At 67.7% G+C, this 23,799-nt stretch carries 20 protein-coding genes and 2 tRNA genes; 8 read left to right on the top strand and 14 right to left on the bottom strand.

The annotated features are described in order from the left end of the window. Positions 1-343: 343 nt before the first annotated feature. Positions 344-1,198 carry an aldo/keto reductase gene (locus ACK5M9_RS00295; RefSeq protein ID WP_416891214.1) on the top strand — a complete coding sequence of 285 codons (855 nt, stop codon included), beginning with the start codon at positions 344-346 and terminating at the stop codon, positions 1,196-1,198. A gap of 285 nt (positions 1,199-1,483) precedes the next feature. Here the strand turns inward: ACK5M9_RS00295 and ACK5M9_RS00290 are convergent, their stop codons facing one another. Genes ACK5M9_RS00290 through ACK5M9_RS00280 form a run of 3 tightly spaced genes read right to left on the bottom strand, consistent with a single transcriptional unit; the run spans position 1,484 to position 6,165 of the window. Continuing rightward, complete coding sequence (locus ACK5M9_RS00290; protein WP_416891213.1) at positions 1,484-2,197, bottom strand: HNH endonuclease family protein; 714 nt, start codon at positions 2,195-2,197, stop codon at positions 1,484-1,486. Beyond that, positions 2,194-4,443, bottom strand: a complete 2,250-nt coding sequence (recG, locus tag ACK5M9_RS00285) for an ATP-dependent DNA helicase RecG (protein WP_416891212.1) — start codon at positions 4,441-4,443, stop codon at positions 2,194-2,196. The genes ACK5M9_RS00290 and recG overlap by 4 nt, the downstream gene beginning before the upstream one ends. Beyond that, positions 4,444-6,165: a DAK2 domain-containing protein gene (locus ACK5M9_RS00280; protein ID WP_416891221.1), complete on the bottom strand. Its 1,722-nt coding sequence runs from the start codon at positions 6,163-6,165 to the stop codon at positions 4,444-4,446. It lies immediately after the preceding gene. 546 nt (positions 6,166-6,711) lie between these two features. Between ACK5M9_RS00280 and rpmB the strand changes: the two genes are divergently transcribed. Then, the gene (gene rpmB / locus ACK5M9_RS00275; protein ID WP_416891211.1) at positions 6,712-6,906 is read left to right on the top strand and encodes a 50S ribosomal protein L28; all 195 of its coding nucleotides are present in this window, start codon (positions 6,712-6,714) and stop codon (positions 6,904-6,906) included. 53 nt (positions 6,907-6,959) lie between these two features. Here rpmB and ACK5M9_RS00270 read toward each other — a convergent pair whose 3' ends face one another. Both ACK5M9_RS00270 and ACK5M9_RS00265 read right to left on the bottom strand, forming a co-directional pair. Beyond that, positions 6,960-7,643 (bottom strand): uracil-DNA glycosylase, encoded by a 684-nt coding sequence (locus tag ACK5M9_RS00270; RefSeq protein WP_416891210.1) that lies wholly within the window; start codon positions 7,641-7,643, stop codon positions 6,960-6,962. 35 nt (positions 7,644-7,678) lie between these two features. Beyond that, positions 7,679-8,647 (bottom strand): thiamine-phosphate kinase, encoded by a 969-nt coding sequence (locus ACK5M9_RS00265; RefSeq protein ID WP_416891209.1) that lies wholly within the window; start codon positions 8,645-8,647, stop codon positions 7,679-7,681. A gap of 179 nt (positions 8,648-8,826) precedes the next feature. Here ACK5M9_RS00265 and ACK5M9_RS00260 point away from each other — a divergent pair, with 179 nt between their 5' ends. Then, positions 8,827-9,384 (top strand): DUF3515 domain-containing protein, encoded by a 558-nt coding sequence (locus ACK5M9_RS00260; protein ID WP_416891208.1) that lies wholly within the window; start codon positions 8,827-8,829, stop codon positions 9,382-9,384. Between the two features lie 3 nt (positions 9,385-9,387). On the opposite strand, the gene ACK5M9_RS00255 is transcribed toward ACK5M9_RS00260, so the two are convergent. Continuing rightward, positions 9,388-10,521 carry a D-alanine--D-alanine ligase family protein gene (locus ACK5M9_RS00255; protein WP_416891207.1) on the bottom strand — a complete coding sequence of 378 codons (1,134 nt, stop codon included), beginning with the start codon at positions 10,519-10,521 and terminating at the stop codon, positions 9,388-9,390. Between the two features lie 73 nt (positions 10,522-10,594). Beyond that, positions 10,595-11,617: an NAD(P)H-dependent glycerol-3-phosphate dehydrogenase gene (locus ACK5M9_RS00250; protein WP_416891206.1), complete on the bottom strand. Its 1,023-nt coding sequence runs from the start codon at positions 11,615-11,617 to the stop codon at positions 10,595-10,597. Positions 11,618-11,750: 133 nt separating this feature from the next. On the opposite strand from ACK5M9_RS00250, the gene cofC reads away from it, so the two are divergent. The 3 genes from cofC (at position 11,751) to ACK5M9_RS00235 (ending at position 15,876) form a co-directional block, all read left to right on the top strand. Further along, positions 11,751-12,422 carry a 2-phospho-L-lactate guanylyltransferase gene (gene cofC, locus ACK5M9_RS00245; protein WP_416891220.1) on the top strand — a complete coding sequence of 224 codons (672 nt, stop codon included), beginning with the start codon at positions 11,751-11,753 and terminating at the stop codon, positions 12,420-12,422. A 215-nt stretch (positions 12,423-12,637) separates the two neighbouring features. Further along, the gene (locus ACK5M9_RS00240; RefSeq protein ID WP_416891205.1) at positions 12,638-14,848 is read left to right on the top strand and encodes an RNA degradosome polyphosphate kinase; all 2,211 of its coding nucleotides are present in this window, start codon (positions 12,638-12,640) and stop codon (positions 14,846-14,848) included. 89 nt (positions 14,849-14,937) lie between these two features. Further along, positions 14,938-15,876 carry an NUDIX hydrolase gene (locus ACK5M9_RS00235; RefSeq protein ID WP_416891204.1) on the top strand — a complete coding sequence of 313 codons (939 nt, stop codon included), beginning with the start codon at positions 14,938-14,940 and terminating at the stop codon, positions 15,874-15,876. A gap of 240 nt (positions 15,877-16,116) precedes the next feature. Here ACK5M9_RS00235 and ACK5M9_RS00230 read toward each other — a convergent pair whose 3' ends face one another. The 3 genes from ACK5M9_RS00230 to leuC all read right to left on the bottom strand — a co-directional run bounded on the left by ACK5M9_RS00230 (position 16,117) and on the right by leuC (position 19,131). After that, positions 16,117-16,854, bottom strand: a complete 738-nt coding sequence (locus ACK5M9_RS00230; RefSeq protein ID WP_416891203.1) for an HU family DNA-binding protein — start codon at positions 16,852-16,854, stop codon at positions 16,117-16,119. Positions 16,855-17,064: 210 nt separating this feature from the next. Beyond that, on the bottom strand, positions 17,065-17,661 hold the full coding sequence (gene leuD / locus ACK5M9_RS00225) for a 3-isopropylmalate dehydratase small subunit (protein ID WP_416891202.1): 597 nt from the start codon (positions 17,659-17,661) through the stop codon (positions 17,065-17,067). A gap of 33 nt (positions 17,662-17,694) precedes the next feature. After that, the gene (gene leuC / locus ACK5M9_RS00220) at positions 17,695-19,131 is read right to left on the bottom strand and encodes a 3-isopropylmalate dehydratase large subunit (RefSeq protein ID WP_416891201.1); all 1,437 of its coding nucleotides are present in this window, start codon (positions 19,129-19,131) and stop codon (positions 17,695-17,697) included. Between the two features lie 252 nt (positions 19,132-19,383). On the opposite strand from leuC, the gene ACK5M9_RS00215 reads away from it, so the two are divergent. Next, positions 19,384-20,085 carry an IclR family transcriptional regulator gene (locus ACK5M9_RS00215; RefSeq protein WP_416891200.1) on the top strand — a complete coding sequence of 234 codons (702 nt, stop codon included), beginning with the start codon at positions 19,384-19,386 and terminating at the stop codon, positions 20,083-20,085. Positions 20,086-20,150: 65 nt separating this feature from the next. Then, positions 20,151-20,651 carry a PPOX class F420-dependent oxidoreductase gene (locus ACK5M9_RS00210; protein ID WP_416891199.1) on the top strand — a complete coding sequence of 167 codons (501 nt, stop codon included), beginning with the start codon at positions 20,151-20,153 and terminating at the stop codon, positions 20,649-20,651. Positions 20,652-21,150: 499 nt separating this feature from the next. Here ACK5M9_RS00210 and ACK5M9_RS00205 read toward each other — a convergent pair. The 4 genes from ACK5M9_RS00205 to ACK5M9_RS00190 form a co-directional block, all read right to left on the bottom strand. Then, positions 21,151-21,223: transfer RNA gene (locus tag ACK5M9_RS00205), tRNA-Glu, on the bottom strand. A gap of 72 nt (positions 21,224-21,295) precedes the next feature. Further along, positions 21,296-21,367, bottom strand: a tRNA-Gln gene (locus ACK5M9_RS00200). 152 nt (positions 21,368-21,519) lie between these two features. Next, positions 21,520-22,992, bottom strand: coding sequence for a glutamate--tRNA ligase (gene gltX, locus ACK5M9_RS00195; RefSeq protein WP_416891198.1), 1,473 nt, complete (start codon positions 22,990-22,992; stop codon positions 21,520-21,522). Beyond that, a complete protein-coding gene (locus ACK5M9_RS00190; RefSeq protein ID WP_416891197.1) occupies positions 22,989-23,786 on the bottom strand; it encodes a fumarylacetoacetate hydrolase family protein in 798 nt (265 codons plus the stop codon). Before ACK5M9_RS00190 ends, gltX begins: the two co-directional genes overlap by 4 nt. Between the last annotated feature and the right edge of the window lie 13 nt (positions 23,787-23,799).

Below are 23,799 nucleotides of genomic sequence, written 5' to 3'. Positions count from 1 at the left end.
TGCCGGCTGACCGTCGTCCGGCGCGGGTTCGGCCGTCGCGTCACCGGTGCCGGTGCGCTCCGCGACCAACTGTACGTCGCGGGCACCCTGGTGCATTCCTACCGTGCTGGTCGCGCGCGGTGCGACCCCGCGAGAAATCCGCGAAGGCGTTGCCTGGGCAGCGTAGTCACCTCGGTAGTATGTGATCCCCAAGTCGAATTACCCCACGGTGGATTGCGAGCAACTAGAACGTGGTCTATTTCAGAATCCGGCGCCGCGGCCCAGGTGCGGGATCGTCGTCGCCGTCCCAGGGTGCGGGGCATTTGGCTTGGCTCGATACTGCGAACCCTCAATCAGGTAGGTGATGACGTTGACAGGCGAGTCGGGTGTCGCTGCAGTCCCCTCGATTGCCCTCAATGACGAGCACACGATGCCGGTGCTCGGCCTCGGTGTCGCGGAATTGTCCGAAGACGGCGCCGAGCGGGCGATAGCCGCCGCACTGCAGGCCGGCTGCCGGCTCATCGACACCGCCAGCGCCTACGGCAACGAGGCCGCGGTGGGCCGGGCGATCGCGGCATCGGGCATCCCGCGCGACGAATTGTTCGTCACCACCAAACTCGCCATCGAGGACCAGGGCTTCAACTCAACCCAGGATGCCTGCGCCCAGAGCCTTGAGCGTCTCGGTCTGGATTACGTCGACCTCTACCTGATCCACTGGCCGGACACCTCGAACGGCAAGTATGTGGACTCCTACGGCGGCATGATCCAGTGCCGCGGCGAAGGCCTGATCCGCTCGATCGGGGTGTCCAACTTCATCGAGGAATACCTGTCGATGCTGATCGACCTGACCTTCGTCACGCCGGTGGTCAACCAGATCGAGCTGCATCCGCTGCTCAACCAGGAGGCGATGCGCGCCATCAACGCCGGCCGCGACATCCTCACCCAGTCCTACACGCCGCTGGCGCTGGGAAAGTTGCTGGACAACCCGACAGTCACCGCCGTCGCCGCCGAATACGGCAAGACGCCGGCGCAAGTTCTGTTGCGGTGGAACCTGCAATTGGGCAATTCCGTCGTTTTCCGGTCGACCAACCCCGATCACATCGCCGGCAACCTCGACGTGTTCGGGTTCGAATTGGCACCCGAGCACATGGACGCCGTCAACGGGCTCAACGACGGGACTCGCCTTCGTCCCGACCCGGAGACCTACACCGGCAGCTGAGGTTTCCCGGGGATTCGCGCACTTCGATCTTCGCAGGCGCTCACCCCGATACTCGCGACGACGATTGGCCGCTGCGAGTGTGCACTGAGGGCCGTCCGCGTCGACGGTGAATCCTGGGCGGAGATTTTCGGCCAGATCGCGCCACACGCTCACAGTCAACGCCGTGGTTTCACAGTCAAAGCCATTCGCTCACAGTCAAAGCCGTACGCTCACAGTCAACGCCGTGAGTTCACGGTCGATACCCCTGGCCCCACAATCAACTCCCCAGGCGCCCCCGCCGGCGCGCTATCCGGCCGGGCAGGTCGCCGCGGCCTCACGCAACACGTCGGTGGACCGCTCATCGATGGGCAGCGAGTAGCCGCGCAGCACCTCGATGAACTGCATGGCGTACTGGCAGTGAAACGCCTCGTTGGGGGGCATCCAATACGCGGGCTGCGAATCGCCCTTGAGGAAATTCGCCTCCCCCTGCACCGCAAGCAGATTGGCCGGATCGTTGGCGAAACGCTTCCGTTTAGCCGCCGGCCAGTTGTAGGCCCCCATGTCCCAGGCATAGGCCAGCGGGACGATGTGGTCGATCTGCACCGCCTCGCCGACCTTGGGGCCGCGCTGGAAGGCGATGACCGTGCTTGTGTACGGGTCGTGCAGGGTGCCGGTGGCCACCGCGTCGGGACAACGTTTGCGGAACACGTACGTGATGTCCACCAGGTCACGGCTGAGGATGTCGTCGCGGGTGTCGCAGCCGTTGTGGCCCATCGGGGCGTCGTTGTCGTCGTCCCAGGCCTCACCGAAGGCCGACCGGTGGTAGTCGAAGTGGCGCCGGCGCCTCGGCACTATCTCGATGCCGGCCAGCACGTCGACCCCGGGTTGCACCGTCGGGACGTCGGCTCGCCCGACGAAGTCCTTGGCGCGCTGGACCATCGACGACCCCACTGTCTGATAGGCGACCACGACGGCCACAACCGCGATCGCGGCCAGCCACCACAACGTTTTTCTCTTCATAGCTTGTCCATGTACTCGATTCGGTCGGTGTCGGTGAATCGGGCCGCCAGCTCGGCCAATCCGGGATCCCCCGGGGTCCGGGGATAGGCGGCCACACAGAAATCCCTGGCGGCGTCGATGACGGCTCCGTGTTCGGCCAGCGATAGCAGCCGCAGGGTTATCGCCCTGCCGGACTGATTGTGGCCCAACACATCTCCTTCCCGCCGCTCCCTGAGATCGAGGTCGGCGAGTGCGAACCCGTCCGTGGTTTGCGCGACAGCCTTGAGGCGCCGGGCGGCGGATGAGCCCGCCGAAGTCCAGGTGACCAGCAGACACAGCCCCGGATGCCCCCCGCGTCCGATACGGCCGCGCAGCTGATGCAACTGGCTGATCCCGAACCTGTCGGCATCCAGGATCAGCATGACGGTGGCGTTGGGGACGTCGACCCCCACTTCGATCACGGTGGTGCACACCAGCACATCGATGTCGCCGGCCCGAAAAGCGGCCATCACCGCGGCCTTGTCGTCGGCGGGCAACCGGCCGTGCATGAGCCCCAGTCGCAGGCCGGCCAATTGATCCCGCTTGAGCCTGGCGAACACGCCCTCGGCGGTCTCGGGCTGCTTGCCGGCGGACGGTTTGCCGCCGGCCGGGCCGGAGTCGTCCTGCTCGTCGATGCGCGCCGCCACCACGTAGGCCTGCCGCCCGGCCGCGACCTCTTCGGAGATGCGCTGCCACCCGCGGTCGAACCAGCCCGGCTTTTCCCGGACCGGGATCACGTTGCTGGTGATCGGTTGCCGTCCGCGCGGCAGTTCGCGCAACGTCGAGGTCTCCAGGTCGCCGTAGCGGGTGAGTGCCACCGTGCGCGGGATCGGCGTCGCCGTCATCACCAGCAGATGCGGGGTGGTGCCCGCACGGGCCTTGGCCCGCAATCGATCCCGCTGCTCGACGCCGAAACGATGCTGTTCGTCGACCACCACCATGCCGAGATTGTGAAACTCCACCGAATCCTGCAGCAGGGCGTGAGTGCCGATGACGATGCCGACCCGACCCTCGGCAATCTCGGCTCGAACCTGCTTCTTCTCCGCAGCCGTCATCGACCCGGTGAGCAGGCCCACCCGGGTGGCCCGTTCCGGCCCGCCCAGCTGCCCACCCATACCCAACGGGCCGAGTACCTCGCTGATCGACAGCAGATGTTGTGTGGCAAGCACTTCGGTGGGCGCAAGCAGCGCACACTGGTAGTCGGCATCGACCATCTGCAACATGGCGAGCACCGACACGATGGTCTTGCCGGATCCGACTTCGCCTTGCAGCAGCCGGTTCATCGGCTGCGCGGACGCCAGTTCGCCGCTCAGGGTGGCGAGCACTGTGTCTTGTCCGTCGGTGAGGTCGTACGGCAGCCGCGCCCGCAGTGCGACCGCCAAACCGTCGGGTTCGGGAGCCGCCGCCGGGCCCGATTGCGACAGCTCACCGTGGCGGCGACCGGCGAGCGCCCACTGCAAGCCCACGGCCTCGTCGAAAGTCAGGCGCTGCAGCGCACGCTCGCGGGTGACCTCGTCCTCGGCGAGATGGATGGCACGCAAGGCGTCATCCTCGCCGATGAGTCCGTGCCGCGCACGCAACTCCGCGGGCAACGGGTCCTCCACCGGGTCGAGCACGTCGAGCACTTGGCGCACGCACCCGAAAATATCCCAGCTCTGCACCTTGGTGCTGGCCGGATAGATCGGAAAGAAGCGGCGGGAGAACTCCTCCATGTCCAATTCGCCGCTGACGGCCTCGGCGGCATCGGCGATGCTGCGCAACGACCTGGTACCCCGGTTCTTTCCGTCCTGGGAGTCCATGATGAGAAACGCCGGATGGGTGAGTTGCATTGAGCCCTTGTAGTAGCCGACTTCTCCCGACAGCATCACCGTGGTGTCCTTGGTGAGTTCCTTGGCGATCCAATTCGCGTTGAAGAAGGTGGCCGTCACCGCCTGTTTTCCCCTGCCCAGGGTGATGCGATGGAACATCCGCCGCTTGTTGCCCTTGCGGCTCCCCGGCCCGTGGCGCATCGGCTTGGTGACCGTGTCGGTGATGACGTCGACGAGCGTGATGTGCTGACCTTCTTCGGGCGGCTCATCTCCGAGGCCGCGCATCTGCCCCCCTTCGACATAGGTACGCGGGTAGTGCCGCAGTAGGTCGCCGACGGTCCGGATGCCGAAATCCTCGTCGAGCGCACCGGCGGAACGGGCCCCTATCGCCAGATCGAGCCGATCCCGCAACGCGACCACTTACTCCACCCCGATCAGCAGAACATCACCGCGATGGCCGGTGTGGTACACCACGAGCTCGCTGCCCGGATGGCGGTCATGGGTGTGGGCCGCCAGTACGTCCTCGACAGCCTCGGCAGCCTCGGCGTCCAGCTCCGCGCCCGTCAGCACCGTGATCAGTTCACCGCCCGAGGCCATCAGCAGGTCGAGCAGGCCGATGGCGGCCGCGGGGGCGTCCTCGGCAACGATCAGCACCTCGCCGCCGGCGATACCCAGGCCGTCGCCCGACCTACAGGTGCCCGCCCAGGTCAAGGCGTCATGGGTGGCAACACGCACCGATCCGCAACGCGCCGCACCGGCGGCATGGGCCATGCCGTAGCCGTCGTCGACGGCCCGGAGTCTCGGATCGTGCACCGCCAGCGCTGCCAGCCCCTGGACCATCGACCCGCTCGGCACCGGCACCACGTCGACACCCCAGCCGATGGCCGCGGTGCACCCCGCCACCAGTTCCTCCGCGGTCACATATCCGTTGGGCAGCACCATCACCTGGGCGGCGCCGGTGTCCACCACGGCCCGCACCAGCTCGTCGGCGCTGACACCGTCCCCGGGATCCATGGCTTCGGAGCGGGGCCGCAGCACCAGGGCCCCCTCCCCGGCGAACAACTCCGCGGCGCCGTCGCCGTCGACCACGGCAACCACCGCACGTTCCCGGCTCCAGCTGCCCGGCGGCAGCCCGGTTGCGCCCGAGCTCAGGGGCGAAACCACGATTCGGCTCAGCCGGCCGGCCGCAATTCCGGCTTCGATGGCCGCGCCGGCGTCGTCGGTGTGCACGTGTACCGAGTAGCCCGTTGACGACGCGGCCGCGAGGCCCACCGAGTCGCCCAGCTCTTCGAGCCCGGCCCGCAGGGCCTCCCCCGCGGACGCAGTGCAGTCGTCCACCTGGTACATCACCTCGAATCGGGGGCCGGGGGCGCAAGCCGCCGACACGGGCTTCCCTGTCTTCGGGGCGGGCCGGTAGGCCGGGCGGGCCGGGGCGTGCCCGGTGATCGTCGAGCACAGCGAATCCAGCAGGACCAGCAGACCCCGGCCGCCGGCGTCCACCACACCGGCGTCGGCAAGCACGTCGAGCTGTTCGGGCGTCTTTTCCAGCGCCACCACCGCGGCATCGGCGGCCGCCGCGACAGCCCGACCCAGCGTCTCGCCTCCGGCGGCGCACTCCCGAACAGCTCCCGCCGCGGCTCGCAAGACCGAGACGATGGTCCCCGGGACTTCCTCGCCGCCCATCGCGGTGACCACCAGGTCCACCCCGCGCCACAGCGCCGCGGACAGGGTCGCGGTATCCATCGCCCCCGGGGGGCCATCGGGCGGGGCGGCTGCGTCCGCGGTGCGGTCGGCCGCGGCATCGGCCGCAGCGTCAGCCGCCGGGTCGGCAGGTGCGTCAGGGGCCGCGTCAGCCGCTGCGTCGGCGATACCCCGCAGGATCTGGGACAGGATGATCCCGGAATTGCCGCGGGCACCGTTGCGGGCGCCTTCCGACAGCGCCGACGCGACCCCTGCGATCCCTGCGACCCCTGCCGGCCCTGCCAGCCCCGCCGTGTCCGCCGCCCCCGCCGACCCTGCCGCCCCTGCCGTGTCCGTCGCCCCCGCCGACCCCAACGCCCCTGCCGTGTCCGCCGACCCCGCCACCCCAGCCTCCACTGCCACATCCGCCTCGGCAACCGCCGAGCGCATGGTGAACAGCATGTTTGCCCCGGTGTCGGCGTCGGCGACGGGGAATACGTTGAGCCCGTTGATCTCGTCGGCGTGGGTGATCAGCTCGCCCACCGCGGCGTGCGCCCAGTCGCGCAGGGCGTCACCGTCCAGCCGACGATCCGACACGCCCAACCCGACCCCACCTCCTTGCCGCCGTTCCGAACCAATCGACCGAGCCGCCGTTTCGAGCCGCTCGACCGAGCCGCCGTTCCGAATCGCTCGACCGAGCCGCCGTTTCGAGCCGCCGGACCCTGTCGTCGCACCGAATCGACGCCCCGATTCGCGCCAGCGTAGCGCCGGCGCCCTCGACACTCGACTCAGTCCACGAGCCTAGCCATCGGCACCGACAACACTGGTCGTCACTGGTCAGCACGTGTCACCGCGGCAGGCTCGTTTTGGCGGTTGCCGACCCCAGTCGGTATCCTGGGGCGGCCCGGGCTAGCCTGGGCTGTTCCGGCTCAGGCCGGCCGCCTCCCCCGAACGGGATCCAGCAGGCACGGCCGACCAGCCCAGCAACAGACTTGAGGAGTTTGAACCATGGCCGCTGTGTGCGATATCTGCGGGAAAGGCCCCGGCTTCGGCAAGTCGGTGTCGCACTCCCACCGCCGCACCAGCCGCCGGTGGAACCCCAACATCCAGACCGTGCACGCGGTGGCCCGCCCCGGCGGCAACAAGCAGCGGCTCAACGTCTGCACCTCGTGCATCAAGGCCGGCAAGGTCACCCGCGGCTGACACGGCCCGAGCCGGACCGACCTCAGCGGTGACCCGGCGAACAAGGCCATCGATCACGGCAGTCGCCAGTCGATCCGCCCGGCACCCATCCCGTCGAGCAACTCGTTGGCACGACTGAACGGCCGCGAGCCGAAGAATCCCCGCGAAGCCGACAGCGGCGAGGGATGCGCGGACTCGATCGCAACGCAGTTGCCGGCGGCCAGCATCGGCTTCAGCGTCGCCGCGTCACGGCCCCACAGGATCGCCACCATCGGCTGATCCCGCGCCACCAGCGCGGCAATCGCGCACTCGGTGACGGCTTCCCAGCCCTTGCCGCGGTGCGAGGCCGGAGTGCCCGGACGAACCGTGAGCACCCTGTTCAGCAGCAGCACCCCGCGCTGCGCCCACGGCGTCAGGTCACCGCAGGACGGCTGCGGGTGCCCCAGATCGGCCACATACTCGGTAAAGATATTGGCCAGGCTGCGAGGCAGCGGTCGCACGTCGGGAGCCACCGAAAAACTCAGGCCCACCGCATGGCCCGGGGTGGGGTACGGATCCTGGCCGACGATCAGCACACGCACCGCATCGAATGGGAACGTGAAGGCGCGCAACACGTTTGACCCCGTCGGCAGGTAGCGTCGGCCGGCGGACATCTCGGCGCGCAGAAACTGTCCCAGCTGAGCCACCTGGTCGGACACCGGCCCCAGCGCGCGCGCCCATCCCGGCTCGACGAGCTCGTCCAACGGGCGCGCGGTCATCGCGGCCCCGGCATCATCAGCACCACCGCGCCACCCTAACCGTCGAACGACTGCCAGCCCGCGTAGCCTTCCCAGCCTTTCCCGTCGACCAGCACCCGCGCCGGCCCGTCGAGCACCCGGCCGATCTCGCGCCAGCCGGCCGGCGGCCCGCCGGGAAAACAGGCCACCAGGGCGTGATCCTCGCCGCCACCGAGCACCCACGCCCACGGGTCGACGCCCACCACCGCAGCCGCGGCCGACACCGCGTCGCGGTCGGCCCCCAGCGCCGCGGTGGACACATCGAAGCCCACCCCCGACGCATGGGCAATGTGCCGCAGGTCGGCGACCAGGCCGTCGGAGACGTCGATCATCGCGGTGGCGCCGGCACTCGCGGCCGCAACCCCTGCCCCGTAGGGCGGTCGCGGAACCAGATGCAGGCGGCGCAGGTCCTCGAACCCGTCGGCTTCGCAGCGCAGAACCGCGTATCCGGCCGCCGACCGCCCCAGCACTCCCGCCACCGCGACCACCGAGCCGGCCTGCGCGCCGGACCGCAGCACCGGCTCCCGGCCGTCGAGCTCACCGAGCACCGTTACCGACACCACCCACTGCGGGCAGCAGACCAGATCCCCGCCGGCGATGCCCGCCCCGAGCCGGTGCGCCTCGGCCCACATGCCGTCGCCCAGCGCGCTCACCGCATCGGCAGACGTCGTAGCGGGCGCGCCGAAACCCACGACGAACGCGCTCGGACGGGCACCCATCGCCTCGATGTCGGCCGCATTCTGCGCGATCGCCTTGCGGCCGACGTCATAGGGCGTCGACCAGTCCAGCCGAAAGTGCCGGTCCTGCACCAGCATGTCCGTCGAGATCACCGTGCGACCGTCGGCGCAGGTCACCACCGCGCCGTCGTCGCCGGGGCCGCGAACTATCGCCGCGGGTTGCCGGCGACCGCGAACCAGCCGGTCGATGACGCCGAACTCCCCGAGTTCCGCCACCGTCGCCGACGGCTCCGGCCGATCCTCGCGCACGCGAGCCTCCCCTCGCCCCGGCCCGGCGGTGCCAGGCGCGCCGACAGTGGTCCCACCTCCGGTAGGTTGGTTCCCTGCCGGCGCGGGCGGACCGCGCCAGTGTAGTCGCGAGACACGGTGGCGCGCCCGGCCCGCGTCCCGGTTTCCCGGGCCCCCCGTTTGCACGACGCCGAGGCGGCATGACGGCAGATTCCGACCCCGGCCCGGACGGGCCACCCCGAGCCGCGCTGATCGCCGCGCTGACGCTCGCCGTGGGGGCCATCGCGACGATCCTGGGCGTCGCAACAACCAGGCACAACCACCTGGAACCGGTCACCGTGCCCGCGGTGCCCGCCCCAGCGGCCTCCGGCCGGTCGTGCGCCGCGTTGATCGCCGCCCTGCCCGACGAGCTCGGGGAGTTCCGGCACGCCACCATCGCCGACCCGGCTCCCGAGGGCGCGCGCGCGTGGCGCTCCCGGGCCGGCACGCAACCCGTTGTGCTGCGTTGCGGACTCGAACGTCCCGACGATTTCGTGATCGGCTCACCGATCCAGGTCGTCGACCGGGTTCAGTGGTTCGAAGTCGCCGCACAATCCGGCGGCGAAGCGGACGGATCCACCTGGTACACCGTGGATCGTCCGGTCTACGTGTCGCTCGCGCTGCCCACTGGTTCGGGTCCCACGCCCATCCAGGACCTCTCCGCGGTCATCGACGCCACCATCCCGGCGGTGCCGATCGACCCGCGCCGGTTTCGGTGACGTTCATCTCAGGCCCACGCCCCGGGCCAGTGCGGTGTCGACCATGGTGGCCAGCAATTCCGGATAGTCAACGCCGCTGGCCGCCCACATGCGCGGGTACATCGAGATGGTGGTGAACCCCGGCATCGTGTTGATCTCGTTGATCACCGGGCCTTCGTCGGTGAGGAAGAAATCCACCCGGGCCAGGCCCTGACAGTCGATCGCGGTGAACGCCCGGACAGCCAATCCGCGTACCGCGGCGGCGACCTCATCGTCCACCTTGGCGGGCACATCCAATTCGGCCGCGTCGTCGAGGTATTTGGTCTCGAAGTCGTAGAACGAGTCCTCGCGTCCGCGCACCCCGGCCACCCTGATCTCCCCCAGGGTGCTGGCCTCGATTGTGCCGTCGGGCATTTCGAGGACACCGCACTCCAGTTCGCGGCCGTCGACGGCCGCCTCGACGATGACTTTCGGATCGTGCCGACAGGCCTGTGCAACGGCGTCGGGCAGCTCATCCCAGCTCGACACCCGGCTCACCCCGATTGAGGAGCCACCGCGCGCGGGCTTGACAAAGACGGGCAGCCCCAGGCGTTCGCGTTCCCGCGGATCCAACGTCACCCGGCCCGGGCGTAACACCGCATACCGGCCGACCGGAAGTCCTTCGGCGACAAGCAGTTTCTTGGTGAACTCCTTGTCCATACCGGCGGCACTGGCCAGCACACCGGCGCCGACGTAGGGCACACCGGCAAGCTCGAGCAGTCCCTGGATGGTGCCGTCCTCGCCGTACGGGCCGTGCAGCACCGGGAACACCACCTCGACCGTGTCCAGGACTTCGGCCACCGAGGACCCGGTTCCCGACGGCAGCGACACCAGCTGACCGCCGCGCTGCGGATCGGCGGGCAGCGCCAGCTCGGTTCCCCAGGCCGAACTGACCTCCGGCAACCGGCGGCCGGAGATGGACAGCGCGTCGGGTTCGCCGTCGGTGAGCACCCACGAACCCTGCGGTGTGATGCCGATGGCGACCGGCTCGAACCGCCGCGGGTCCAGATTGCGCAGAATGCTGCCCGCGGACACACACGAGATCGCGTGTTCGCTGCTGCGCCCGCCGAAAACGACGGCAACCCGAACACGGCCGTCGATGCGGTGGTGGACAGTCACAACCTGAAGAGGCTACCTGGTGAGGCGCCGGGGAGCCGGGGCCGACGTCATCGGCAGCGGATTCGCCGGACCGCTATTCGGGCTTGGTGCGGCGGCCCAGGAGCAGCGCCATTGCCTCGTTCACCGACAGCCCCTGGTGACATACCCGGTGCACGGCATCGGTGAGCGGCATCTCGACGTCATAGCTCGACGCCAGCGCCAGAATCGATTCACACGAGGTCACGCCTTCGACGACATGGCCACCGCCGCCGGACACCGCATCGTCGGATCGCACCGCGTGCATACTCCCGCCGCGCCCCAGACGCTCACCCATCGAGCGGTTGCGCGAGTACGGCGACGTGCAGGTGGCCACCAGGTCGCCGACCCCGGCCAGCCCGGCCAGCGTCGCCGCCTTGGCGCCGAGCGCCAACCCGAGCCGCATGATCTCCGCCAGGCCGCGGGTGATGATCGCGGCCGCGGTGTTCTCGCCCAGGCCCACTCCGGCCGCCATCCCGCAGGCCAGCGCGATGACGTTCTTGCAGGCTCCGCCGATCTCGGTACCCACCACGTCGGCGTTGGTGTAGGGACGAAGGTAGCCGCTGTTCAAGAAGCGCTGGACCGCCACCGCTCGCCCCGAGTCGCTGCATGCCACGACGGTGGCGGCCGGCTGGGACTGGGCGATCTCACTGGCCAGGTTGGGCCCCGAGATCACCGCGACCTGGGAGGCGTCGACGCCGGTGACCGAGATGATGACCTGGCTCATGCGCATCAGGGTGCCCAGCTCGATACCTTTGGCCAGGCTGACCAGAGTCGCCCCGTCGGCCCACATCCCGTTCCAGCGTTCAACGTTGGCGCGCAGCGTCTGCGCCGGCACCCCCAGCACCACCGTCGTCACGCCGGACAGCGCGTCCTGGGCATCGGCGGTGGCCCGGATGCCCTCGGGGAGCGTCAAGCCCGGCAGATAATCGGGGTTGGACCTGGTGGCGTTGATGCGGTCGGCGACGTCGGCCCGCCGCGCCCACAGCCGCACGTCACCTCCGGCGTCTGCGAGCACCTTGGCCACCACGGTGCCCCAGGAGCCGGCGCCCATCACTGCGAGGGTTCCCTCGGCGGTCATCGTCACCTCTGTGTCGCGTCCGAGTGTGTTGCGCGTACAGGCGACACCATAGCGCCAGCCGTCAGGCGGCATCCGGCGGCAGCTCAAGCGAAGACCGGTTCATCGACGCTGGCAGGATGACGGCATGGGCGGCATGGGCGGCCTGGGTGTCGAAGCCGGCCCGAGCGGCGCACTGTTCGGCGGCGACGTCGGGTTGATCATCGCGGTCAAACGGCTGGCCGCGGCCAAGACCCGCCTGGCTCCGGCCTTTCCGGCCGGGATTCGGGAAAGCGTGGTACTGGCAATGCTGGTGGACACGTTGACCGCCGCGACGGGGGTGAGTTCGGTGCGGTCGATCACGGTCATCACGCCGGACACCGCCGCCGGCGCCGCCGCCGCCGAGCTGGGGGCCCAGGTGCTGGCCGACCCGACCCCCGCCGACGATCCCGACCCACTCAACAGCGCCATCGGTGCCGCGGAACGGTCGATCGCCGCGTCGATTCCCAATCTTGTTGTGCTGCAAGGTGACCTACCGGCATTGCAGACCCGCGAACTCGTCGAGGCGATCTCGGCCGCACGCACCCACCAGCGCAGCTTCGTCTCCGACCGGACCGGAACGGGCACTGCCGCACTGTGCGCCTTCGGAGCCGCGCTCGACCCCAGGTTCGGGCCGGACTCCTCTTCTTCCCACCGTAATTCGGGCGCGGTCGAACTGATCGGCCAGTGGCCCGGCCTGCGTTGCGACGTCGATACTCCCGCCGACCTGGAGGCCGCACTGCGGCTGGGCGTGGGTCCGGCGACGGCACGCGCGGCGCGGGGCAGGTGAGTTCATCCTGCGCTCAGGGTGCTAATCGTCGGCGTGTCGCCGCCGTGAGCGCAGGATCAACGGCAAAGCGCGCGTCCAACGGCGACCACCCGAGCGGGCACGGCAACCACCATCACCGAAATCATCAGGCACACCCCATCATCACGCAAAGCCGACAATCAGCCCAGCACCCCGCCAGGCGTGATACCGACCCACGCCACTGGCGGCACCGGCGGGTGATACGCAATGATCGCAGAGTGACCGACACCGAAGCCAGCCCAGAAACCGAGGCGGTGCCCGACGACGAAACATGGCAGCTCAGCGACTCGGCTCCCGCCGCGCCCCCTGCTGCCACCTCGGCCCCGACCCCAATCGCTGACCAGCTGCCCGAAGAGCGCTATCTGAATCGTGAATTGAGCTGGCTGGACTTCAACGCCCGCGTGCTGGCCCTGGCCGCCGACGACTCGATGCCACTGCTGGAGCGGGCAAAGTTCCTGGCAATTTTTGCCTCCAACCTCGACGAGTTCTACATGGTTCGGGTCGCCGGGCTCAAACGTCGCGACGAAATGGGCCTGTCGGTCCGGTCAGCCGACGGGCTGACGCCGCGGGAACAACTGCGCCGTATCGGCGAGAAGACCCAGCACGTCGCCAGCCGGCACGCACGGGTGTTCCTCGATGAGGTGCTGCCCGCGATGGAGCAGGAGGGAATCTCCATCGTCGCGTGGTCCGATCTCGACGAGGTCGAGCGCGACCTGTTGTCGACCTATTTCCACGAGCAGGTTTTCCCGGTGTTGACACCGCTGGCCGTCGACCCGGCCCACCCGTTCCCGTTCGTCAGTGGATTGAGCTTGAATCTGGCCGTCACCGTTCGCCAACCCGACGACGGCACCCAACACTTCGCCAGGGTCAAGGTCCCCGACAACGTCGACCGCTATGTGGAGCTCGACTCCGACCAGGCCGCCGACGGCAACGACGACTTCGTCGCCAGATTCCTGCCGATGGAAGAGCTGATCGCGGCCTTTCTCCCCGTGCTGTTCCCGGGCATGGACATCGTCGAGCACCACGCTTTCCGCATCACCCGCAACGCCGACTTCGAGGTGGAAGAGGACCGGGACGAGGACCTCCTGCAGGCCTTGGAGCGGGAGCTGGCGCGCCGGCGATTCGGTTCGCCGGTGCGCTTGGAAGTAGCCGACGACATGACCGAAGGCATGCTGGAATTGTTGCTGCGCGAACTCGACGTCGATCCCAGCGACGTCATCGAAGTATCCGGGCTGTTGGACTTGTCGTCGCTGTGGCAGGTCTACGGCGTCGAACGGCCCGACCTCAAGGACCGGGCGTTCGTGCCCGCCACACATCCGGCCTTCGCCGATCGCGAGTCACCCGGGAGTATTTTTGCGACGCTGCGTGAGGGCGACGTGCTGGTGCATCATCCCTACGACTCGTTCTCCACCAGCGTGCAACGGTTCATCGAACTGGCCGCGGCCGACCCCAACGTCCTGGCCATCAAGCAGACGCTCTATCGCACATCCGGCGATTCACCGATCGTCCGCGCGCTGATCGACGCAGCCGAAGCCGGCAAGCAAGTAGTGGCGATGGTTGAGATCAAGGCTCGCTTCGACGAGCAGGCCAACATCCGCTGGGCGCGCAAGCTGGAGCAGGCGGGGGTACACGTGGTGTACGGGTTCGTGGGACTCAAAACACACTGCAAGACATGTCTGGTGGTGCGCCGCGAAGGTCCCACCATCCGGCGGTACTGCCATCTGGGCACCGGCAACTACAACGGCAAGACGGCGCGCCTGTACGAGGACGTCGGCCTGCTCACCGCGTCTTCGGAGATCGGCGCCGACCTGACCGACCTGTTCAACACGCTCACCGGATACTCGCGCAAGTTGACCTACCGCAACCTGCTGGTGGCCCCGAACGGGATTCGTACCGGCATCATCGAACGTGTTGAGCGCGAGATCGAAGCATACCGCCAAGGCCTCGACGCCCGCATCCGGCTGAAGATGAATGCCCTTGTCGACGAACAGGTCATCGACGCGCTGTACCGGGCATCCCAGGCCGGTGTCCGAGTGGACGTTGTGGTCCGCGGAATCTGCGCGCTGCGCCCCGGCGCCGAGAACCTATCCGAGAACATCACCGTCCGTTCGATTCTCGGGCGTTATCTTGAGCATTCGCGAATACTGCACTTCAATGCGATCGATGAAGTCTGGATCGGCAGCGCCGACATGATGCACCGCAATCTCGACCGCCGGGTTGAGGTCATGACTCAGGTCAAGGACCCCCGGTTGAAGTCCCAACTCGACGACCTCTTCGAGTCCGCCTTGGACCCGGCCACCCGCTGCTGGGAACTCGGCGCAGACGGACAATGGACTGCCTCGCCACAGGACGGTCGCAGCGTTCGCGACCATCAGATTTCGCTGATGGACAGTCGTCGCGGCCCCTGACCCCGCCGAATATCGCGGCCCGGCCAGCGATGTCGGCAGCCCGCGGTGCCTGCCGTGCCCGCTGCTCGAATTGATCTGCAGGAGTTGAGGTGTCGATCCAGAACTCGTCGGCCAACAAGTGTCGGACCGTGTACGCCGCGGGTGCGGTCCTGTGGCGGCCGGCCGGCGCGAAGGGCGGATCCTCCCCGACGGGTATGAAGATTGCCCTCGTCCACCGGCCCCGGTACGACGACTGGTCGCTGCCCAAGGGCAAGTTGGATCCCGGTGAAACCGCACCCGTGGCGGCGATTCGCGAGGTGCTCGAAGAGACCGGCCATCGCTCCCATCTCGGCAGGCACCTCGCCACGGTGACCTACCCGATCGACCAACGCGTCAAAAAGGTGCACTACTGGTCCGCACGCAGCACGGGCGGCAAGTTCGTCCCGGGAAACGAAGTCGATGACCTCCTCTGGCTGCCACCCGCCGACGCCCTCAAAAAGCTCGACTACGCCCAGGATCGAAAGATCTTGCGCTGGTTCACCAAGCAGCCCGCCGACACCAAGACCGTGCTGGTGGTCCGGCACGGGACAGCGGGCAGCAAATCGCGTTACCACGGGGATGACACCCTGCGGCCGCTGGACAAAAAAGGGCGCGGTCAGGCCACCGCGCTGGTGGCGCAACTGCTGGCGTTCGGCGCCACAACTGTCTACGCGGGCGATCGGACCCGCTGCCACCAGACGGTGGAGCCGCTCGCCGCCGAATTGGGGGTGGACATTCGCAACGAGCCCGCACTGACAGAGGAGGCCTACGCGAAGAATCAGAAGCGCGCACGGCAGCGCGTTCTGCAGATCGCCGGTCGCCGAGGCACACCGGTGATCTGTACGCAGGGCAAGGTGATTCCGGATCTGATCGGATGGTGGTGCGACCGTGACGGTGTGCGCCCCGACAAGTCGCGCAATCGCAAGGGCAGCACCTGGGTGTTGTCGATGTCGGGCGGCAAGCTCATCGCAGCCGACCACATCGGCAGCGCGCTGCCCCCCACCGCGTAAGCTCTGACCTGACTTCGGACGCGGTCGCCGGGGTTTTGGATCGCCAACCCGCTTGCTCGCCAGCGTAACGCCAGGGCTAAACCCCGGGCGCTAAACCCCAGCACCGTTACGCTCGCCAACGACTCGCGGCCGCCAGCCGCCGGCGCCTCGGCCCTGGAGCTCAATTCCTTTCGAGCCCCGTCAACACAAACACCCTTCGGCCGGCATCGTCGCCGCCCGAAGGGTGTTCGCGAGTCAGAACTACTTGCGGCCGCGCCGCGCTGCGCCGGCCTTCTTGGCCGCGGCCTTGCGCGCCGGCGCCTTCTTGGTAGCGGCCTTGCGGGCAGTCGCCTTGGTCGCCGCCTTCTTGGCCGCGACCTTGCGGACAGTCGCCTTCTTGGTCGCCGCCTTCTTCACCGCCGCCTTGCGGGCCGGCGCCTTCTTGGTCGCGGCCTTGCGGGCCGGGGCCTTGGTCGCCGCCTTCTTCACCGCCGCCTTGCGGGCCGGCGCCTTCTTGGTAGCGGCCTTGCGGGCCGGCGCCTTCTTGGCCGCAACCTTCTTCGCCCCGGCCTTCTTGGTCGCCGCCTTCTTCGCCCCGGCCTTCTTGGCCGCCGCCTTCTTCGCCCCGGCCTTCTTGGCCCCGGCCTTCTTGGCCGCGGCCCTCTTCGCCGCACTCGTGGCCACACCGCGCTTCACCGCTGGACCATCGGCAGCGAGCTTCTGCGCACCGGCGATGACCGCTTTGAATTGTGCTCCCGGGCGGAACGCCGGCACCGACGTCGGCTTCACCTTGACCGTCTCACCGGTACGGGGGTTGCGGGCCACTCGAGCCGCACGACGACGCTGTTCGAAAACGCCGAAGCCGGTGATGGTTACACTCTCGCCCTTGTGGACCGCGCGCACGATGGTGTCGACGATGTTCTCGACGGCGGCGGTCGCCTGGCGACGATCCGAGCCCAATTTCTGTGTGAGCACATCTATGAGCTCTGCTTTGTTCATCCCATCCTCCGAGGCTAGTGGCCCCCGTTTTGAGGCCGACCAATGCACACGGTAAACCTTGCCCAGGCAAATTGCCAAGAGCCACGCGCAATTTCAATCCTCGAAGGTTGCCAATCCGGCAAAATCATTGCCGCCCTTGACCGGTGAACCGCCGAATATCGGACACGTTCCGGTGCCGGAAAGAGCCCGGCTTCGGCGATGACCGCAGACTCAGGATGCCGGCAGGGTGCGTGGTTTATATGCGGGTCGCGCGGTCTCGAAAGATTCGATTTCTTCTAATTTCCGCAGCGTAAGGGCTATATCATCGAGGCCTTCGAGCAGTCTCCACGCGGTGTAGTCGTCAATTCTGAACGGCAACAGTGCCGTTCCCGCGGCGATATTCCGATCCTGAAGATTGACAGTGACTTCCAACCCCGGGCTCTGCTCGATGAGCTTCCACAGCAGCTCGACGTCGTCTTGGTCGACTTCGGCCGCCAACAGCCCCGCCTTGCCTGCGTTGCCCCGGAAAATATCGCCGAACCTGGAGGAGATGACCACCTGGAACCCGTAATCCATGAGCGCCCACACCGCGTGCTCGCGCGAGGATCCGGTCCCGAAGTCGGGGCCGGCGACCAGCACCGAACCCCGATCGAAGGGACTCAGATTGAGCACGAACCCCGGGTCGGAGCGCCACCCCGCGAACAATCCGTCCTCGAAACCGGTTCTGGTTACCCGCTTCAGATATACCGCGGGAATGATCTGGTCGGTGTCGACATTGGACCGCCGCAGCGGAACACCGATACCGGTGTGGGTGTGAAAGGCTTCCATGTTCTTCCCCTGTGTCGCAACGATGTCTGAATGTCAATTCGAACTTTGCCGGTCCAGGTCCGCAGGAGCGGCCAGCCTGCCGCGCACGGCTGTGGCCGCGGCGACCGCCGGCGACACCAAATGTGTCCGGCCGCCCTTGCCCTGCCGCCCTTCGAAATTCCGGTTGGATGTGGCCGCGCAGCGTTCGCCGGGCGTGAGCTGATCGGGGTTCATTCCCAGGCACATCGAGCAGCCCGCCTGGCGCCACTGTGCACCGGCGGAGGTGAAAATCTCCCCCAGACCTTCGGCTTCGGCCTGCGCACGCACCCGCATCGACCCCGGCACCACCAGCATCCTGACCCCCGGCGCCACCGTTCGCCCTCGCAACACGTCGGCGACAACCCGCAGGTCCTCGATCCGGCCGTTGGTGCACGATCCGACGAACACGGCGTCGACCGCGATATCGCGCATCGCCGTTCCGGGCCGAAGGTCCATGTAGGCCAGTGCTTTCTCCGCTGCCTGGCGTTGCGCATCGTCGGCGATCTGCTCGGGGTCCGGCACGGCGGCGGCCAGTGGCACACCCTGACCCGGGTTGGTCCCCCAGGTGACGAACGGGCTCAGCGAGGCCGCATCCAGATGCACCTCGGTGTCGAAGACGGCACCTGGGTCGGTGCGCAGCTGACGCCAGTACTCCATCGCCGCATCCCATTGGGCGCCGACCGGCGCGTGCGGACGGCCGCGCAGGAACTCGAAGGTGGTTTCGTCCGGTGCCACCATCCCGGCCCGGGCACCGGCCTCGATGCTCATGTTGCAGATCGTCATCCTGCCCTCCATGGACAGCGATTCGATGGCGCTGCCACGATATTCGATGACATGGCCCTGCCCGCCGCCGGTACCGATCTTGGCGATCAGCGCCAGGATGATGTCCTTTGCGGCCACCCCGGAGGGCAATTCGCCGTCGACGTTGACCGCCATCGTCTTGAAGGGCCGCAGCGCCAGCGTCTGGGTCGCAAGTACGTGCTCGACTTCGGAGGTGCCGATCCCCATCGCGATGGCGCCGAATGCGCCGTGGGTCGAGGTGTGGCTGTCGCCGCACACGATCGTCATCCCCGGTTGGGTCAGGCCCAGTTGGGGTCCGACAACGTGCACGATGCCCTGGTCGATGTCGCCCATCGGGTGCAGCCGGACGCCGAACTCGGCGCAATTGCGCCGCAGGGTGTCCACCTGGGTTCGCGACACCGGATCGGCGATCGGCTTGTCGATGTCGATGGTGGGCACGTTGTGGTCCTCGGTGGCGATGGTCAGGTCGGGCCGCCGCACCGGACGCCCCGCCAAGCGCAGGCCGTCGAAGGCCTGCGGGCTGGTGACCTCGTGCACCAGATGCAGGTCGATGTAGATCAAGTCCGGGGCAGTTCCTTCGCCCGGGACCACGACGTGGTCGTGCCATACCTTTTCGGCCAGAGTGCGCGGCTCGCCGCTGGCGGCTCCCATCGCCGATCACCTCGATTCGTTTCCTGCGTCCCGCACCGATCCACCCGGGCTGATATCTCAAATAATGAGACGCATGTATCTTTAAGTGAGACACAGCATAGCGGTAGGCGGAGTCGTCGGCAAAACTGCGACGTTGTCCCGGGTGTCCGCGGAAGACCCGTGCCACCCGACCCGGGCCTCGGCGGTGCGAACGGTCCGGTGACAATGCCCCGCGATCGATTTTCTTAGATTCTGAGACGCTAATATCTACCTGTGAGACCGCATAGCGGGATCGGCGTGCTCGACAAATCCGTGTCGATCCTGCACGCGGTCGCCGAATCCCCCTGCGGTCTCGCCGAACTGTGCGAACGCACCGGCTTTCCCAGGGCCACCACATACCGGCTCGCCGCCGCGTTGGAAGTACATCGGCTATTGGGGCGCGACGACGATGGCCGCTGGCAGCTGGGGCTGGCGCTCACCGAACTCTCCGGCCAGGTCAACGATCCGCTACTGGCCGCGGGCGCGGCGGCACTGTCACGGCTGCGTGAGACCACCGGCGAAAGCGTACAGCTGTACCGCAGCGAAGGCACCACGCGTGTTTGTGTGGCGGCACTGGAACCGCCTGCGGGACTTCGCGACACGGTTCCGGTGGGTACGCGGCTGCCGATGACCGCGGGCTCTGGCGCCAAAGTACTGTTGGCCCACAGCGACGCCGACACCCAAAAAACGGTGTTGCCGAACGCGATATTCACCGAACGGGCGCTGGCGGAAGTGCGCCGGCGCGGCTGGGCGCAAAGCGTGGCCGAACGCGAGCCGGGGGTGGCCAGCGTGTCGGCGCCGGTACGGGACAGCCGCGGCGCGGTAGTTGCGGCGATCTCGGTGTCGGGCCCCGTCGACCGGATGGGTAAACGCCCCGGGGCGCGCTGGGCGGCGGACCTGCTTGCTGCGGCCGAGGCCATGACACGGCACTTGTAGCCCACCGGGCACGCCGGTGTCCGATGTCCACCGACGGGGTTGTACGCGTCTGACACACTGGCGCCATGGGCAGCAATCAGCGCGCAAGCATCGTCATGACCGAAGGTGAGATCACCGATTTCGTCGCCAGCAGCCGAACCGGAACGCTGGCCACCATCGGCGCGAGCGGCCAACCGCACCTGACCGCGATGTGGTACGCGGTGGTCGACGGCGAGATCTGGCTGGAGACCAAGGCCAAGTCACAGAAGGCGGTGAACCTCAAACGCGATCCGCGGGTGAGCTTCCTGCTGGAGGACGGCAACACCTACGACACCCTGCGCGGGGTTTCGTTCGAGGGGATCGCGGAGATCGTCGATGACCCGCAGATGCTGCACCGAGTCGGCATCAGCGTGTGGGAGCGCTACACCGGCCCCTACACCGAGGAGATGAAGCCGATGGTGGACCAGATGATGAACAAGCGCGTCGGCGTGCGCATCGTCAGCCGTCGCACCCGGTCCTGGGATCACCGCAAACTGGGGCTGCCGCCGATGCCGGTGGGCGGCTCAACTGCGCCCGCCGCCGGGTAGTCGCACTCGGCCCCGGCCTCGGCCTCGCCCGCCGCGGCGGTCACAGCAGCGAGCAGCGAGGTGCGAGCCGCGAGCCGCGAGCCGCGAGCCGCGAGTAGAGGGCAGCGGGCAGCGAGTGGCAGGCCGCGGGCGTGCTCCCCGCGTCTTGCCCTCCCGCCGGGTGTTCGATGCGAATTCGTGGTGGCGGGGGTCAGGTCGCGGCTTTCACTGTGAAGCCGGGGCGTTGACTGTGAACTCACGGCTTTCACTGTGTATCCAGGGCGCGATCTGGACGAAAACTCCGCCCAGGCTTCACAGTCAACGCCCAGGCTTCACAGTCAACGCCCCGGCTTCACAGTCATCGCCTGGCTTGCCCACGTTGCTCGACCCCCACGCGGTGGCAGATCTCCTTCGACCGGCCGAAGACCTCCAGCCGCGCCACCAAGCGATCACCGACCGACCCGAATATCCGCGACCGCCTAGAGCCGGGGATAGCGGATACGCCTGGGCCGAGAATTTGTAGCCCCGATGGGATTCGAACCCACGCTACCGCCGTGAGAGGGCGGCGTCCTAGGCCGCTAGACGACGGGGCCGGACTAATTCCGAGTTGCCAGCATAGCTCAACGCTCAAACCCCACCTAACTGGTTGAGCCGGTGAGGCTTTGCTGGGGTACCAGGACTCGAACCTAGAATGGCTGAACCAGAATCAGCTGTGTTGCCAATTACACCATACCCCATCGGGCGCCTATAACTGCTGGTCAGAGCACTAGTTGCGAGTCAGTACCCGCATTCGGCGCATTTCGGAGCCAACCGCTGTAGACAGTTTCGGCCTTTTCGGGCCGACGAGCAGACTACCACTCGTACCGCAACCGGCACGCCTATGCGGTGCCTACGCGGTGGCGACCCGCTCTCGCGCCCCCCGCAGCCGCCGCAGGCTGCGGTCCTGCCCCAGCAACTCCAGCGACTCGAACAACGGCGGGCTGATCGTGGCGCCGGAGACGGCGACCCGGATCGGACCGAAAGCCTTGCGCGGCTTGAGCCCGATACCCTCGATCAGGGTGCTCTTGAGGGCCTCCTCCAGCCGGGGGGCGGTCCAGTCGGTCACCGCCTCGAGCGCCGGGATCGCCGCGTCGAGTACCGGAGCAGCATCGGGGCCCAGCTCCTTTGCCCTCGCCTTGGGGTCGATCGCATATTCGTCGTCGTTGAGGAACTTCAGCAGGCCCCAGGCGTCACCGAGCACGACAATGCGCGTCTGAACCAGCTCGGCGGCCGTCGCGAAATCCGCCTCGTCGAGATCAAGGTGCTGACCGTTCGCCTCCAGGTAGTCGCGCAACCGGCCGGTGAAATCACCCACGTCGAGCATCCGGATGTGCTCGGCGTTGAGCGCGTCGGCCTTCTTCTGGTCGAAGCGGGCCGGGTTGGAGTTGACATTGACGACGTCGAATGCGGCGACCATCTCGTCGAGGCTGAAGACGTCGTGGTCGTCGGCGATCGACCAACCCAGCAACGCAAGGTAATTGAGCAGCCCTTCGGGAATGAAGCCGCGCTCCCGGTGGGCGAACAGGTTCGACTGCGGGTCACGCTTGGACAGCTTCTTGGTCCCTTCCCCCAGCACCGTTGGCAGATGGGCGAATTCCGGAATGCTCTCCGCGACCCCGATGCGGATCAGCGCCCGGTACAGGGCCAGCTGTCGGGGGGTCGACGGCAGCAGGTCTTCGCCGCGCAGCACGTGGGTGATCTTCATCAGTGCGTCGTCGCACGGATTGACCAAGGTGTACAGCGGATCCCCGCTGGCCCGCGTCAGCGCAAAATCGGGAACGGAGCCAGCCGCAAACGTCGTGTGTCCGCGGACCAGGTCGTCCCAACCGAGGTCTTCCTCGGGCATCCGCAGGCGTACCACCGGTTTGCGGCCCTCTGCCAGAAAGGCCGCCCGCTGGGCGTCGGTGAGCCGACGGTCGTAATTGTCGTAACCCAGCTTGGGGTTACGCCCCGCGGCGACATGGCGCGCCTCGACTTCCGCCGGCGTGGAGAAGGCGTGGTAGGCCTCGCCCGCGTCGAGCAGTCGGGTGATCACGTCCCGGTAGAGCTCGGTGCGCTGCGACTGGCGGTAGGGCGCGTGCGGTCCGCCGACCTGCGGGCCCTCGTCCCAGTCCAGCCCGAGCCAGCGCAGCGCGTCGAGCAACGCCAGATAGCTTTCCTCGCTGTCGCGTTCGGCGTCGGTGTCTTCGATGCGGAAGACGAAGGTCCCGCCGGTGTGGCGGGCATACGCCCAGTTGAATAGGGCGGTGCGCACCATCCCGACATGCGGAGTCCCGGTGGGCGACGGACAGAATCGGACCCGGACGGGTGCTGGTGATGTCACGACTTTCCTTTGCGGACAACGGGATTGGTCAGGGTTCCGATGCCCTCGACCGTGACCGATACGGTGTCGCCGTCCTCGATCGGCCCCACACCCGCGGGTGTTCCGGTGAGGATCAGGTCGCCCGGCAGCAGGGTCATCACCGCGGAGATCCATTCGACGATGGCCCCGACGTCGTGGATCATCAGCGAGGTGCGGCCATTCTGCTTGACCGAACCGTTGACAGCCGTACGCAGTTCGAGATCGGCCGGGTCGAGGTCGGTCACGATCCACGGCCCGACCGGACAGAAGGTGTCGTGTCCCTTGGCCCGGGTCCACTGGCCGTCGGACTGCTGCTGGTCGCGCGCCGAGACGTCGTTGCCGATGGTGTAGCCGAGGATATTGTCGACGGCTTGGGCTGCGGCGACGTCCTTGCAGGCACGGCCGATCACCACCGCCAGCTCACCCTCGTAGTGCACGGGTGAAGCGTTGGCGGGCAACCGAATCGGTGCGTTCGGCCCGACGATCGCGGTGTTGGGTTTCATGAAGATCACCGGGTCCGCCGGCGTCGGCCCGGTTGCGCCGCCCATCTCCGCGATGTGGTCGGAGTAGTTCTTGCCGACGCACACCACCTTGGAGGCCAGGATCGGGGCGAGCAGCCGCACATCGGCCAGCGGCCAGGATCGGCCGGTGAAGGTCGGGGCTCCGAACGGATGCTCGGCGATCTCGCGGACCGTCATAGCTGCGGGGTCGTCGAGTTCTCCGTCGATGCTGACGAAGGCGACCCCGTCCGGGCTGGCGATTCGACCAAGGCGCATTCGGATCAGCCTA

The organism is Mycobacterium sp., from assembly GCF_047975165.1.
Taxonomy (GTDB): Bacteria; Actinomycetota; Actinomycetes; order Mycobacteriales; family Mycobacteriaceae; genus Mycobacterium.
Note: the sequence above shows the minus strand (reverse complement) of the source record. Positions and strands in the feature narration are given on the sequence as shown.